This window comes from Marinovum sedimenti, assembly GCF_054052205.1.
This window is the reverse complement of sequence record NZ_CM133223.1, coordinates 498910-514080: the sequence shown is the minus strand read 5'-3', so window position 1 is coordinate 514080 and position 15171 is coordinate 498910. Positions and strand designations below refer to the sequence as shown.

Genomic DNA, 15171 nt, shown 5'->3' with positions numbered 1-15171 from the left:
AGCCGAAGCCCGCATTTGTCTTACATTTTAGATAAGAGGCCGCGGCGCGGGGCAGACCTGTTAACCCTTCGGTCAATAATTTCCCTTAAAAGTACTGCAGAAGTCAGTAAATCGGCCCGCTTACAGGGGGAAAATGGTTAATGCGGCGTGATATGAACTCGGCTGCGTGGTTGAAATGTATACTCTCGGTCGTGCCCGCGATGATTGTCCTTGTTGGCATCGAACTGCGTCACACCACCGGTCTGCTTATTCCTGTGCCCTATGTCTGTCTTATGGCCAGTGTCTTGTTTGCCGGATACCTTGGCGGTCGCCTTGGCGGTCTGATCGCCGGGATGATGGCGGCGGCCAACGTCCTTCATGTGTATTGGGTCGGGATCGGCCCCGTAACGCTGATCGGGTCTCCGATCAACGCCGCCGTCGCCATGGCCCTCTATACGCTGAGTGGATATCTCACCGGATTGGCGCTCAAACGGCATGATCAGCGCATGACCGGCGCGCTCGAAGAGCAGCGCCGCGAACACGAAGAGCCGCTGAACATCGCCAGTCAGATCACCGGCTTGGGCTATTACATCTGGAATGTTCCAAAAGATGAGCCCATCGTCGTTTCCGAACAACATGCCCGCAATCATGGCGTTTCGTTGGAAACCTATCTGCGAAAAGCCCCGCGTTTGGACGGCAGTTATGAGCTGATTCATCCCGACGACCGCGACAAGGTGCGCGATTGGTACAAGAAGGTGCAGCGCGGCAATCAGGTCGAAATGGTCTATCGGCTCGCCGGTCCGGGCGGCGAGCGCTGGCTCCGTTGCATTGTCCACCCGATCCGCAATGAGGCCGGCGAGATTGAGCGGGAGATTTGCGCGTCGCGCGATATTACCGAACTCAAGGCCACAGAAAAACTGCTCTCCGAGGCGCAAAAGCTGGAGTCGGTGGGTCGGCTCTCGGCGGGAATCTCGCATGATTTCAATAATATCCTCACGGTTGTCACCGGAAACATCGAATTGGCGTTGCTCGAATGCAAAGAGCCTGATGCGCAAAACCTGCTGAATGCCGCCTTGGAGGCTGCTTTCCGGGGGGCCACCTTGACGCGGCAGTTGCTGGCCATCGGGCGCAAATCAGAGCTCAACCCAGAGCGGCTTGATATCAACGAGGCGATCGGCGACATGCACGATCTGTTCCGCCGCACCCTGCCCTCGTCGATCCGGATCGAAAGGGTGTTTGCCGACGATCTGTGCAACATAAAGGTGGATCGGACCCAGTTCGAAAGCGCCCTGCTCAACCTCGCAATCAACGCGCGCGATGCCATGCCCGAAGGCGGCACGCTGACCCTTCAGACCGAGCTGATCTCAACCGATGAGTCGTATGATCCCGGCAGGCTCCTCGATATGGGTGCCGGACGCCATGTTCAGCTTACGGTCAGCGATGAAGGCACCGGCATGTCCGAAGAGGTTCGCGCCCGCGTCTGGGAACCGTTTTACACCACCAAGCCAGAAGACCAAGGATCGGGTCTGGGGCTGCCGATGGTTTATGGATTCGTCATGCAATCGGGCGGCCATGTTCAGCTTCACAGCAGTCCCGATGAGGGCACATCGGTTCAGATTTTCTTCCCCGAATGTCCCGAAGAAGCCAATGAAGAGCCCGGTGAAGAGACCAATAAATCGACCAAGCACGTTGCCAGTGATCTCGTCGGCGGTGCTGCCGGCCCAAAGTTCACCAGGGCACCCAAAGCACGGTCGCGTGAACGCGCGCGGCGCATGGCTTGAACAGCCAGCAGTGGTCCGCACCGAACGGCGCGTTAAGATGCTGATAATAAATACATTTGTTTCGCGCGCGAAACATTTTCGCCTAATGTCCGATCACCAGATCGGCCATCAGCCCGCCCAGACGATCACTTTGTCCCAACCGTAGCACGCCGCCATGTGCCCGCGCGATATCCGTGGTAATCGCCAAACCCAGCCCAACCCCCGGTGCACGGCTCTGGTTGCGCGCCTTGTCGAGCCGCACAAAGGCGCGCATCGCCTCGGCGCGCTGGTGTTCGGGAATACCCGGCCCGTCATCCTCGACCCGGATGCGCAGGCTCTTGCCGGTCATCACCACGCTGACTTCGCAATTTCCGCCATAGCGCACTGCATTTTCGATCAGGTTGTCCACCGCACGCCGAATGGCAATCGGCTTCAAGGCCACCTCGCCTGCGCCGTCCTTTTGCACCAGGCGCACCGGTTTGCCCGCCCGCTGCGCATCCTCGACAATCTTCTCGACCAAGGCGATCGGATCGACAGGCTCGGCCTCGCCCGCCGTTGCATTGCCCCGCACAAATTCAAGAAACTCGTCGAGCATCCGTTCCATATCATGGATGTCGCCTTGCAGATCGACGACCTCATCGTCATCGAGCAACGACAGCCCGAGCTTCAACCGCGTGAGCGGCGTGCGCAGATCGTGGCTCACCCCCGACAACATCAGCGTGCGCTGTTCGATCTGCCGCTCGATCCGCGCCCGCATGTCCAGAAACGCATGCCCCGCCGCGCGCACTTCATTCGCGCCAGACGGTGAATAGGCAACGGTGCGGCCCCGTCCAAACGCCTCGGCAGCATCGGCCAAACGGGTGATCGGGCGCAGCTGATTGCGCAAATAGATAAAGGCGATCGGCGTCATGATCAGGCTGAACAGCACCATATTCAGGATAAGCTGATGGGGGTTGGTCGCCGACACGCCCTTGCGGTCAAACCGCATCCGCAACGTGCCCTGCGACAAGTCCATATAAATCACCGTATCCCGGTCATTTGGCAGCGAAATCGCGCGCAATTGGCCAAGCCCGTCGCGCAATTCCCGAACCACCACCAGCCCCGAAAGATCAAACCAGCGCCGCTGATCACCCTCTACATCCGGTGTGCCCCAACTCAGCGCATAATCGAGCGGACGCGCCAGCCGCATCATCGCTGCCATCGCCTCATCCGGGCTGTCGCTAGGCTCGGCTTGCGCAATGATCAGCCTGATTTCGTCCCGCACCGACCGGGTAAGCTGTTCTGTGACCCCCTCGAAATGCCGCTGGACAAAGATGACCGTCACGACAAGTTGCAAGGTGACCACTGGCAACACCAGGATCAGCGCGGCCCGGCCATACAGGCTCCGGGGCATATAACGTTTGAGCCATTCGAACGACATGTCTAAGGCTTAGCGGGTCCGTCGGTGGCTTAGAAGGAAAACCCGCATGACCCCTCAGGAATCCCAGCCCACGGCCGGCTTGGCCGAAGCCCTTGCCCCCGATCTGCTCCGTATTTTGGCGCCCAACCCGTCGCCGATGACCTTCTGGGGCACCAACACCTATCTGCTGGGCCGCCGCGACATTGCCGTGATCGACCCCGGCCCCGAAGACGCCGCGCATCTGCAAGCCATCCTCGCCGCCGTGCCCGAGGGCGGGCGCATCACTCACATCGTCGTGACGCACGCCCACCGCGATCACTCCCCCCTCGCCCGCCCCTTGGCCGAGGCGACGGGGGCCCCGATCTATGCCTTCGGCGGTGCCGAATCCGGCCGCAGCGCTGTGATGACCACCCTCGCCGCAGGGGGATTCGCTGGCGGCGGCGAAGGAATCGACCGCGCCTTCCACCCCGATATCCTGCTGCCCGACGCAGCACGTCTCGAAACTAAAGACTGGTCGCTCATCGCGCTGCACACCCCGGGCCACATGGGCAATCACATTTGCCTCGCTTGGGGCGATGCGCTGTTTTCCGGCGATCACATCATGGGCTGGGCGTCTTCTCTGGTCTCGCCGCCCGACGGCGATTTGACCGATTTCATGGCCTCTTGCGCCCGATTGGCCAAGCACCGCTGGTCGCGTTTCTACCCCGGCCACGGCGCGCCAATCGATGACCCGGCCGCCCGCCTCGATTGGCTGATCCGGCATCGTGAAGGGCGCGAAACCGAGATCCTTGAGGCCCTAGAAACCGGCCCGGCCACCGCCCAAGAGCTCGCCGCACGGCTCTACACCGACGTGCCCGCGGCGCTTCTGCCTGCCGCGGCGCGCAATGTGTTCGCGCATCTCGTTGATCTCACAGGTAAAGGCCAGGTTTCCCCGCCTTTGGGCCACGGATTTGATCATGCCTACGGGCTTGAACGCCGGTTCTGAAATTTTCTGCAATTTTCTGCCAAAAGCCTCTGGACGCCCCCATCCGGCCTCGCTATATCACCCCTCGTGTTCCGGCGTAGCTCAGCGGTAGAGCAGTTGACTGTTAATCAATTGGTCGTAGGTTCGATCCCTACCGCCGGAGCCAAAACTTCCACAAAGCGTTGAAGTTAAGGCAAAAACCCCTGGGTCCTCGCAAGAGGCCCGGGGGTTTTGCGTTCTGCTTTGCACAAACCGTTGCACAAAGCTCTGCACAAACCCCAAGCCTGATTTGCGGCACCTCCAACTTCAGGAGGCGCTTTCGCCATGTCGATCCAACAACCCCACCTCGAATTCAGACCCTCTGGTTATTACTGGCGCCGCCGCGTTCCATCGGCTGCAAGTCATCGATTCAAACCCGAATTCTTCTGCTTTCCCCTTCGCACGCATGTCCCCCGCGATGCCGCAGAGCTCGCCCGGCGACTGACCGCCGTTAGCGAGATCTGCTTCAATGCGGAGCAAAACATGCCACCCGAGATGATGACCGAGATCCTGGTCACCTACGCCCGGAGCGAGATCGAATTTGCCGATCGCTTGCGCGCCCTGTCGGGTCCGCGAACAAGGGAAGCGGCCGAAGCAGCCTTGGCAATGGAAGCTGCCGCACGTGCTGCGCTGCACAACGCCATCTTTCTGTGCGACAAAAGCCCAGCGGTCCAACCGCTCAGAGACATTGCCAAGCGCCTCAACATTTCCCTTGATGAAACGGAAGAGGACTACGCTCTCCTCGCTGACAAGATGGTCCGTACGATGATTGCCGTCAGCGATGAAAAAGATCGCCGCGCCTGTGGCCGTTTCGGCGAACCGGACCCTCATCTGGCGAAAGCACTCCAGCAAATGGGCCAACCGCAATCACCGATCTCTGCATACGCGCCTTCCGCGCAGACCGCCCCGATGCCTGCCACCCCTTCGGCACCCCCTTTGTCCGTGTCGCAGGCCGTTCCCAGCATGGCTCTTCAGGCCGGTGCCCCAACTGCTCTCACCATAGATGGATCCGGAGATATCGCACGCGAGGCGTCCGAGACTTGCGCCCCTATCGATACAAAGAAAGAAAGTTCGTTGTGCCCCGCGCCCTGCGAACCCACGTCACAGGCGGCACACCCCGATAAGATTGTCGTTTACGAGCGAGTGGACCGCTCCATTTCTTTGCGCGCCGACCAGCTGAAGCCTGCGGAAATCTTGGATGGGAGTGATCCTCGCGTACTCGACTTTTGGGACGATTGGTTCGATGATAAAATTAATGGGCTGCGCGTAGCGGGGGCCTACGTTTTTCAAGACGCAGGCAAGGGCGCGCGCTTCGGCAAGGATGCCGACACGATCCGGTCAACTCGGAAAATTGTAGCAGATCTATTTGGCGACATTCGGCTTTCAGCGGCATCCAACAACATGTGGATCGAATTCAACAACTTGCTTCAGAAGTTGCCCAATAACCATGGACGCTCACCCAATCTGCGGCACCTCAGCTGTATGGAATTCATCGCACATGAAAAGTCTCAAGAGACGGCGCGGCTTGCCAAGGCCGAAAAGCAGATCAAAAAGGATGACCTCTGCGGAGAAGAGGCAGACGCTGTTCGGGAAAAAGCCATGACAAAGGTGATTTCGCCCCGAACCTTTCAACGACATCAAAAGTACCTCTCCGCGCCATTGGATCACGCCGTCGAACAGGGGCGCATATCACACAACCCGTTCAAGCCATTCGTGTTGGGCGAGGCCGTGATCGGCGATATGCGTGAATCTCTGCCCGAAACCCGGCGCAAGACCTGGACCAGCAGTGACCTCACAGCATTGCTGTCGACCGACAAATGGAACTCGCCCAAGACAAAGATCGATGACCACATTTATTGGGTTCCCTTGATCGCACGTCTCCATGGCATGCGCAGCGAGGAGATACTTCAGCTCAAACCGGCCAACATACGCTGTGACAATGCCATCCACTTCTTCGAGATCGAACGCGGAACGGGGCAATCTGCCAAGAGCAACAATGCCCGGCGCCTTGTTCCCATTCACAGCCAACTGATCGAACTCGGATTTCTCGAACTTGTGGAGCGGCAAAGACACGCGGGCAAAGGCCGTATTTTCGCCCGCGTGTCGCGGTCGAAGTGCTCTCGCCTTACCTATACAAAAAACTTCACAAAGAATTTCACCTACCACCGGAAATCTCGCAAATTGTATTGCGAGCGCCAGGATCTTCATTCCATGCGGACCACATTCAATACCAATTGTGTCGGCCGGTCGGTTCCCGACACCGCTCGGCGCTACTTGATGGGCCATCGCAATGAAGATGTCGGGATCACGAACTACCTCCCAGAGGGATTTCCCCTGGCCACACTCAAGGAATACATTGAGCTTGAGCAGCTCGATCTGACCAAGGTGACCAAAAGGTTCGCGCAAGCCACGGAAGCCGCCAAGGGGCCGAGATTGGCCGCACAAAACGGCATAGCGCTGTCGGCGTGAAAGTTCGCAGCCTGTATGGTCTGGACCTGCCGCGGTTTGATACCGCGCCTCGGCCAGCACCTCGTTACCGAAGGGGGCGGCACGCCCCCTCTGAAACGGATGGGCAAATTTGGCAAGGAAGCGGTTCGGATCGCGCTCGGCAGCGAACTGTTAAATGCCGGGTAAACTCCCTCGGCACATCCAGTCCGGCCCAACAGGCTTGCAAGAGCAAAGCGCGGCGTGATCTAAAGGCCGTTCAACCTGAACGAATATCTCGGGAGGCGAAGGTGTCGCTCCAATCAAGTGATTTGACGGTGGCTCGGCACCAAATCTGGTTTCACTATCCGTTCCAGCTCGACCAAAGCCCGGTAGATGAAGATTTTATCAGGAATTGGCACGCACTGTCAGCGCCGCAACTGGGCGATTTCGATCGCAGAAGCTATTTTCACCGTTTTGTCGCTGACCGGTTGTTCGGTGAGAGCAAAAGAGGTGTGTCTCCGGCTTTTAACACTTATCGGCGCGCAATGCCGGGCACACGCAGAATTGGTGCCGACAAACTCGAAACGAATGGCAGAGGCTGCATCCGACTGACGCGGTTCGTCGCGGATATCGAGCGTTGCGAACTTCGGTTCCTCGGCAAAAAGAATGACGAAAACGGCTTCCGTGGCACCGCCGTGGTGTCGATCAAAGTCAGCGTGAATGGTGTCGCGCGCACGCAGTTTCTGCCAAACAAGGACGCGGCACTTGCAGCAACGCCGGAACCTCACGCCTTCACCCTGACAGAAGCGATGTGTGCAACCGACTGGTTGCGGCGCGTCTATCCGAGATACTGGAATGACGCAGCTGACGTTGCAGGAGATTCCCTGCACCGCGTGGTGGACCTCGAAACCGGCGAGCCCATTGGCGGTGCCGCCCATCGGCCCGACAGCCAAGGGTCGCTTGAGGACGCACTTTTCCCTTGGATCACCCAACTTCTTCACCCGATCAAGTTTGTCGGCAATGACGCAACGGCCCGCATCAAAGGCGAAGAGCGCGCCTATATGTCCAGCGTGGTTGCGTTGGAAACGCACGGTTCATTCACCGACAACGACAGAAAAGAGGCCGAAACCATTGCGGCCATCTCGGACGGAGACTTGATGCGGCTGGCCGAGGCCGACCCGAAAGTCGATGGCAGCAAACCCAACTACTACAGCCCGTGTTTCATGAAGCACTTGAAGGATGAGATCTTTTACGATCGCCATGCACCTCATCCCCAGGCCGAAAACTGGCGCAGCACGCGGTACCTAATCACTGCGCCGCATATCTGTGCCATCGGTGCCGGCGAATTTGCCAAGGGGCAGCTTTGCGGTGATTTCGACAAATACTATCGCCACATGCACTTTCTCTGCGTGTTTGAATTGTTCCGCCTGCTGCAATTCTCAGAAGATCTGACGGATCTGGTGGTCGCTTTCAAAAACGAGTCTGGTCGGTGGTCGGCCAAGCGGCGCCGCGAATACCTCGACCGGCTATCCGACATCCGTCAAGCGTTCCTGGAACACACGCATCTGCATCATTTTTCCAATGTCTCATCTCAGCTTCAACCAAAAGAGTTGTTTGAACGGCTTTATGCGGCATTTGGCATCGCGGACTTGCATGCCGAGGTTGAGCAAGAACTGGCCAGCGCCACAGAGTTCGCCGAAGCGATTGAGGCCCGGATGATGGCCGAGCGTGGCGAACAATTAAACAGGATCGTCTCACTTGGTGTGCCGCTTGGGCTGGGATTGGCTTTGGCGGCCTTGTGGTTTCCCTTTGCTTGGGCCGAAACCTCGGATCTGCCGGGATGGTACGATCATATCGCCAAAGACGTTTTCGGGTTCTTGTTGCAAGTTTTTGCAATCGGCACGGCAACCAATCTGGTCTGGACCGTCCTGACACTTGAGTATCATCGAAGAAAAATCTGGTTTTCGCGGAATATCTGGCTAACCATTGTACTTATCGCCGGGTTTTCCCTCACCTTTTTTGCCGGCGGATGGGAGCCAAACTCCGGAAAACCATTGAAAACACGCTTGGAAAACGCGCAAGATCCTGTAAAGTAACGGTGATTACCACCCATACCGGAAGGAGATCGAGAAATCGGAGTCGCAACCGCGAAAAATGCAACCTTGCTTGGAAAAAGCTCCTGTATCTACAGTGAAATCAGGCAGTTGCAGAAGGTAGGCTCCGGAAACGTGCCCGCGCTACAGCGGATTGAGACCCTGCCTCGTGCAGAGGAAGCGGACCTTGGGCTCCGGAAACGTGCCCGCGCTACAGCGGATTGAGACACAACCACCAGTGACAGGTGAAGCAAGCTGCGATGCTCCGGAAACGTGCCCGCGCTACAGCGGATTGAGACGAGGACAGGCGTGAACCCGTCCTTCGCGGCCTGGGCGAATGCTTCGCTCCGGAAACGTGCCCGCGCTACAGCGGATTGAGACGCAGAAACTCCTGCCTAAATAGTCCTTGCTCGGCTCCGGAAACGTGCCCGCGCTACAGCGGATTGAGACTGCACCACAAAGTCTTGGTGGCATTGGTGGGCTCCGGAAACGTGCCCGCGCTACAGCGGATTGAGACCCGGTGTTCCAAAGTACAGTGCCGTAGGCTTGCTCCGGAAACGTGCCCGCGCTACAGCGGATTGAGACGATTTGCGTAAAATTGAGGGGAAATTTTCGCGCTCCGGAAACGTGCCCGCGCTACAGCGGATTGAGACGTAGGCGGAGCGTTGGTTTCCATGATGCAGGCTCCGGAGACGTGCCCGCGCTTTTGCGGATTGGTTCTGGCCCAACAAACACCCCGGATCCAAGAAATTTCTTGGTAAATCGTGGAACCGCACCTACCGTTAGAGATGAATTTCTCACAAGCGGATTAGAATTTATGTATTGTCATATCGAAGGCGTCAATTTTGACGCCACCGTTTTTGATACCCAAGACATTTCAACAATCCGCGGCAGCTCTTTGCTTTTAGAAGATTTGCACCACGTCTTTGGGCTTGGTCTTTCACCGTATCGTCCGGAAAAAGTTGAATTCGGCGGCGCCAAGGCATTGTTTCGCCTTCCCAATGGAACCGACGAGCCTGCGGTGCGCCAAACTATATCCGAGGTGATGGCAAAGGCACCATGGTGCCACATGTCCGTTGTTTACGGGTTCGGCGACACACCGGAAACTGCGCTTCGGGCCGCGCGGATCATGCAATACCAAAGCTGGAGTGTGCCCGATCCCGGCGATGCTGGAGAGCGTCCCTGTGCACTGGATCTCAAGCGGCCTGCGCAGGTAGAAATTGCCAATCCTTCCGGCGGCAAACGGCTGGTTTCACACAGCGTCGCCGCACGCAGACAGCAAGGCACCAGAGCGCGCCCGGATTTCCTTAACCGCGATGGTTTTCGCACGCCGTATGATTTCGATGAAATGCTGGGAAATCCAACCGGCGTGCCGGAAATGATCCAAGGTAAAATGGCGGTGATCTATGCCGATGGCATCGGGGGCAGCACGCTTCGCGGTGCCTATAATGACAAGACGGCTTTTTCAGATGCGATGAAGGATATGCGCCAAACGCTGGCAGAGGCGCTGAATGATTGGGCCGAGACCCCGGGCGTGCACCGGGAAGCAGGCACGTGGATCGTGCCCAGATTTGATACCTTGCTTTGGGGCGGCGACGACATGACCTTTGTTATGCCAGCATGGCTCGCCCTGCCCTTTTTGCACATCTTCTTTGACGTCACCGAACACTATATGTTTCGCCCTCAGGGCGGCACCGGGCGCAAATTGCATCATCGCGCAGCTTGCATCATCGCGAACAAAAAGACGCCGATCCGCCAAATGCGGGCTTTGGCGCAGAATGCAGAGGTTCAAGTGAAAAGCGCTCTGGAGGCTCGACAGATTGAGGGGTCCGGGGCGTTTACCATCGACGTATTCGAGAGCGCGGCTCTGCCGCACGCAGAGATACTGCCGTATCGGATCGAACAATACGGCAGCGGATATTCCGTTGGACAGGATGTATTCGTGGCGTCGGACGTCGAGCGGATTGAATATTTCTGTGCGGAGCTGACTGACGACGACGCAGACGGACTTACACGCACTTTGCTACATGGCGCGTTGGCGGATATGCGCCACATCGGCGCAACAGCCTGTTCCCCTTCGGGCAACGAGGAGGTTCTGAAACGCTTGAAAGACCACTTCCAACGGGTTCATGGCGAAGACGTCCCAGACCACCATCTCATGACATCCAAAGTGGCTGACTTGTCGTCGTTGGAGCGGCCGACGACGTCTCTTGCGCTGGCGCAGATTGCCCAACTCTTGCCCTACACCGGGTTTTCCGCGGAGGGCGCGGCATGAAGCGGCATCGGTTCGAGATTTCGCTGGCGATTGAAGCGCCGTTTCTTTTCCCGGGCCTAAATGCGGGTCGGCACGGTCTGGACAAAGTCGCCCTGCGGGACAGGTCAGGCAATCTCATATTGCCACAAGATCAGTTGCGTGGGATCGTTCTTGAAGCCGCTAAAGCAATGCTTGATGCGAAAGACCCGCGGATAAAGAACCTGTTCGGCGCGGATTCAGGGGATGCAATCTCTGCTGAGAACGGCAATTTCAAGCCGGCCGCCACACGCATCTTTTTCGACGACCTTAAAGCGAGCGTGACAGGAAGCGCGCGGCCAAAGTCAGCCTACCACCGCGTCCGCATCGACGACGTGTCCGGCGCGGCTGCGACCGGGCAACTGGTCGTGCTGGAACAGTGCGCCACACCTGGGGCAATCGTCCCCTTCTCTGGGCAGTTCACCGTATATGGTGACGACATCGAAGCCGATTTTGCCAGAACGCTTGTGCTTCGTGCCTTAGATTTCCACGTTACAATTGGTAGTCACGCGAGCATCGGGTTCGGCAAAGTCTCGCGTGTCGACGGCCCTACAGTTACACCGGCCAAGGTCGCTGAGACCGCATCTCAACTGCCCGAGAATGATCGGCTCATTTGGACTTTCAAGTTGGATCGCCCTTATTTGGTAGATGCCGATCGGATCGTGGACAATGCGTATCTGGGGTCCGAAGACATTCCCGGCGGCGCCCTGAAAGGATGTCTCGCGCGGAACCTTGAGCTTATGGGGCATGACATTCACGCTCCTGATATGGTAGCGGCCTTGGCGCAAATCCACATCGGCACGGCAAGGCGAAAGGAGGGCGTCCTATCGCCTTTGAGTTTGGTTCAAGATCACGGGGATGCCACCAAAACGTTCGACCTGCTGGATAGGGACAAGGCAAACATCAACACGGTGCCAAAATTCCAACTTGATTGGAAAGCACCTTGCGGTGACGCTTTGGAACACCACACACTCTATGAAGAGCGCGTGCACACTGCCATCGCAGCGTCCAAAAGGATCGCAGAGGCCGAAAAATTGTTTGCGACAATTGCGGTGGATCCGGAAAACCATATCTATCACGCAAAACTGGATTTGGCCGGCTTAGATGGTTCTGTGCGGACCACGATCCTGAACACAATAGCTTCTGGCTTGAGCGGGCTTGGAAAGACGAACGCTTCAGTAAACAGTGTAAGGTACGCCAGCCTGGGTCATCAAAAACCCGCCGCTCCCGGAAAAGTGGCTCTGATTGTGAAAACGCCAGCACTGCTTGCCATGCATTCGGATGGAGAAGATGCACGTTCGGCATATGTCTCCTTCTGGAAATCTATCCTGCCGAATTCAACGTTAGGCGAATTCTACGCCCGTCAAACGTTGCGCGGCGGCTATCAATCACGGCGATATCAGCCTGACGGTCGATACAGAAACTGGATTTTGACCGACCCCGGCTCTGTTTTTGAGATAGATCTTCATCCGGATGACTGTGTCGCTATGGGGAATATACTCTCGCTCGGTCTGTGCCGTTCGACAGCTTTCGGCCACGAATTGAATTGGGAAAACTGCCCGTTCGTTGCGGAAAACGGTTTTGGTGAAATGGAACTCAAGGAGATCATGGCATGATAAGAACTTGGGTTAGGTTTCAGCTTGAAGTGGCTTCGATCCTTCATATTGGGTCCGGAACAGATCGCAAAGACGAGCAGAGCGAGAGCAAAGTCGCCGAGATTGTCCGCGGAAATTCGACACCAACACAGGATGCAGGTGTTCAGCCATGGATACCGGGCAGCACATTGAAAGGTGCATTGCGAAAGGTGGAGGCCGACCTTGCGGTCGAATTATTCGGCGAAGCTCACGCTAAGGAGACCCACGGAGCTGGCCGTGTTTTAGTATTCGGCACGGCCCTCGAAAACGCAAAGATCATCGTCGTTCGCAGAACTCGCGTACATGGTGGCACAGGGGTAGCCGAGGCCAACAAGCTGTTTGCAAAGGAATACGTTGATACTGGGGCCACCTGCCAGATAGAATTGTGCATTCGCCCTTTGGGGGATGACAAGCTTGATGATCTGACCGCCAGCCTCTTGACGGTTCTTAGACATTTCGCTGGGCCTGACGGCTTGGAAATAGCGTCGAACAAAGCTGACAGTTTCGGCCGTATGCGACTGGTAGGCAAAGTCGAACTGACGACAGAACGGGTGTCCTTCGACGAAGGCGTGACCGCCGATGATCCGGTAGTCGTTTCAATCGAACCCGTTTCGAAGCAAGCCGAAGTTATTGAGCTCTTTTGCCGTGGGCCGTTTCTTGTCCATGACCCATCACTCAGCAACTCGACACAAGACGACGAAAATAAAGCTAACTATCTGAGGCCTTTGGTCTCCAAGACCGGCGACCCACGGATTTTGGAGACGGGTGTTTCAGGCGCTTTGCGTAAACGCGCGGCTTGGCTCACTGCTTTGGACAAAACCCTGACAAACGAAGTGCCAGTCGAAACCACGTCTGGACCAAGTCAGTTCTGCACGGTCAAGCGATTGTTTGGCGATGAAGGTTACCGGGCAAAGCTCAAAGTCATGGTCAAGGAGATCAAGACAGAGGGCGAATGCGAATTTCCCTCGGTTAAGTTGAATCCTTTGACCCAGGGGCCAGCGGATGGAGCTTTATTCTTCGTTCGCGCCCACTACGGAGTGAGTTTCAGCCTCCAACTTTCTTCGCGGTCGCCCGGTCTGAGTGATGACGAACGGAAATTACTGGACGCCCTGAAGACAGACATCGAAGAAAATGGTCTGCAGCTTGGCTTCGGCGGATCGAAGGGATTTGGCTGGTTTGAGAAGAAAGGGACGAAACGGCCTGTTCCCGACGCCTCTGAATTGAAGAAGCCAGAGCCTGTCGCAGTGGACAGCGCACTCAGTCAACGTATGCCAGATCCCCGCGTCACGCTCCCATATCGAACAATTTCTGTCGATCCTGACAATATCCTTTTACCCGAGGACATCGTTGTCCAAGCCTTTGGTAAACCAAATCTGCATGACGAACCCCTCGAGGCTGGCGTCAGCGGCCATGTCGACGTGAGCTGGCTATTTGATACCCCCATGCTCATTGGAGCCACAAAAGACCGAAATGGGATCACAGGCCCAATCAAGATGGGCCAAACTTATTTGCTACCTGGACCTACTATACGCGGGAACCTACGGGCCTATCTGGCGGCTATTACCAATAGCCGGTTGCAGAATTTAGACGATGTGAAGCCCAAATATGCGTCCAAAGACCCCATATCTCTCCAAAAAAAGATAGACGAATTTCGCAAGAACAAGGCCCATAACCCGGCCCACGACGCGACCTATACTCCGGATTTTGTCGAAGCCCTGTTCGGTTTCATTCATGAGGCAGAGGGGGTGGAAAGCAACCCAAATTTACATCAGGCGCTTCACCTGAAATCGCGGCTTTCGTTCGAACCTGCCTATCTGGTGAATGAACACAATGCCGCCAAAGATCACATATCTTACACGCTGGTTCTTGGTGGCCCGACGGGGGAGTCGAAGATCTATGACAGCATTGCGCGCAAGGTTTACCCCGCAGACTATACGATTTCAGACCGAGTGACCGATCGGTTTCAGAACCGCCGCGTAGATCCGCAGACAGAAAGCGCAGCAACCCTTCGGTTTTTGCACCCCTCGATACCGGGCAACCGTCCTAAGAACCTTGTGCCGATGCATTTCCGGGGAAGGATCAGGTTTCACAATGTCACGATGGCAGAGCTTGGAGCGCTTCTGTTTGCTGTAACGCTCGGCAATCGTCCGCATGCCAAGCACCGCATAGGCCACGCAAAAGCGTTTGGCGCAGGGCGATGCAGAGCGGCAATGGTAGATCTGACAATGAAACGCCATGCGGATCAAACCAAGGAGTACGTGGTTCGTGATGCATTTAAGCCGCTTACAGACAGCTTTGAACGGCACGCCCAATCTGCAAAAGATCTGCCGTCGTGGGAAGAGGTTCAAGTGACTGATCTGCAAGGATATGGAAAAACAGTCAAACAGGAAGATGTACTTTATCAGACTTGGTCGACGCTCAAAAACAGAGACGAAAAGGTGATAATTCACGGCCTCGACCAATTTGCCGATGACGCAAGAATGGCGAATGGCGGACGACTTGCGGCAGCGTTGAAACCGGCGACGGGCGCGAAAAAGTGAAGCGGTCAGACCAGCCAGTAGTCGCCTGCGGGTTCAGGCGGGAGCG

At 56.8% G+C, this 15171-nt stretch carries 8 protein-coding genes, 1 tRNA gene and 1 CRISPR repeat array; of the genes, 8 read left to right on the top strand and 1 reads right to left on the bottom strand.

Going from position 1 to position 15171, the window contains the following annotated elements:
• The first annotated feature begins 140 nt into the window (after positions 1-140).
• Entirely contained in the window at positions 141-1760 is a 1620-nt protein-coding gene (locus tag ACW9UO_RS02500) for an ATP-binding protein (RefSeq protein ID WP_457087426.1), read from the top strand.
• An 82-nt stretch (positions 1761-1842) separates the two neighbouring features.
• On the opposite strand, the gene ACW9UO_RS02495 is transcribed toward ACW9UO_RS02500, so the two are convergent.
• Positions 1843-3159 carry an ATP-binding protein gene (locus tag ACW9UO_RS02495; protein WP_457087425.1) on the bottom strand — a complete coding sequence of 439 codons (1317 nt, stop codon included), beginning with the start codon at positions 3157-3159 and terminating at the stop codon, positions 1843-1845.
• Between the two features lie 46 nt (positions 3160-3205).
• Between ACW9UO_RS02495 and ACW9UO_RS02490 the strand changes: the two genes are divergently transcribed.
• From ACW9UO_RS02490 to ACW9UO_RS02460, 7 genes are all read left to right on the top strand, one after another.
• On the top strand, positions 3206-4123 hold the full coding sequence (locus ACW9UO_RS02490) for an MBL fold metallo-hydrolase (RefSeq protein WP_457087424.1): 918 nt from the start codon (positions 3206-3208) through the stop codon (positions 4121-4123).
• A 70-nt stretch (positions 4124-4193) separates the two neighbouring features.
• A tRNA-Asn gene (locus ACW9UO_RS02485) sits at positions 4194-4268 on the top strand.
• 158 nt (positions 4269-4426) lie between these two features.
• Positions 4427-6610, top strand: coding sequence for a tyrosine-type recombinase/integrase (locus ACW9UO_RS02480; protein ID WP_457087423.1), 2184 nt, complete (start codon positions 4427-4429; stop codon positions 6608-6610).
• 266 nt (positions 6611-6876) lie between these two features.
• A complete protein-coding gene (locus ACW9UO_RS02475) occupies positions 6877-8664 on the top strand; it encodes a hypothetical protein (RefSeq protein ID WP_457087422.1) in 1788 nt (595 codons plus the stop codon).
• 121 nt (positions 8665-8785) lie between these two features.
• A CRISPR array of direct repeats spans positions 8786-9381; the repeat unit is 37 nt; unit sequence GCTCCGGAAACGTGCCCGCGCTACAGCGGATTGAGAC.
• A 97-nt stretch (positions 9382-9478) separates the two neighbouring features.
• Positions 9479-10936: a hypothetical protein gene (locus ACW9UO_RS02470; protein ID WP_457087421.1), complete on the top strand. Its 1458-nt coding sequence runs from the start codon at positions 9479-9481 to the stop codon at positions 10934-10936.
• Positions 10933-12567 carry a hypothetical protein gene (locus ACW9UO_RS02465; RefSeq protein ID WP_457087420.1) on the top strand — a complete coding sequence of 545 codons (1635 nt, stop codon included), beginning with the start codon at positions 10933-10935 and terminating at the stop codon, positions 12565-12567. Before ACW9UO_RS02470 ends, ACW9UO_RS02465 begins: the two co-directional genes overlap by 4 nt.
• Positions 12564-15125, top strand: a complete 2562-nt coding sequence (locus ACW9UO_RS02460) for an RAMP superfamily CRISPR-associated protein (RefSeq protein WP_457087419.1) — start codon at positions 12564-12566, stop codon at positions 15123-15125. Before ACW9UO_RS02465 ends, ACW9UO_RS02460 begins: the two co-directional genes overlap by 4 nt.
• The last annotated feature ends 46 nt before the right edge of the window (positions 15126-15171 follow it).

Bases quoted from the DNA above. Each gene is read 5' to 3' on its own strand.
- ACW9UO_RS02500 (WP_457087426.1), top strand. From the start codon at position 141: ATGCGGCGTGATATGAACTCGGCTGCGTGGTTGAAATGTATACTCTCG.
- ACW9UO_RS02495 (WP_457087425.1), bottom strand. From the start codon at position 3,159: ATGTCGTTCGAATGGCTCAAACGTTATATGCCCCGGAGCCTGTATGGC.
- ACW9UO_RS02490 (WP_457087424.1), top strand. From the start codon at position 3,206: ATGACCCCTCAGGAATCCCAGCCCACGGCCGGCTTGGCCGAAGCCCTT.
- ACW9UO_RS02480 (WP_457087423.1), top strand. From the start codon at position 4,427: ATGTCGATCCAACAACCCCACCTCGAATTCAGACCCTCTGGTTATTAC.
- ACW9UO_RS02470 (WP_457087421.1), top strand. From the start codon at position 9,479: ATGTATTGTCATATCGAAGGCGTCAATTTTGACGCCACCGTTTTTGAT.
- ACW9UO_RS02465 (WP_457087420.1), top strand. From the start codon at position 10,933: ATGAAGCGGCATCGGTTCGAGATTTCGCTGGCGATTGAAGCGCCGTTT.
- ACW9UO_RS02460 (WP_457087419.1), top strand. From the start codon at position 12,564: ATGATAAGAACTTGGGTTAGGTTTCAGCTTGAAGTGGCTTCGATCCTT.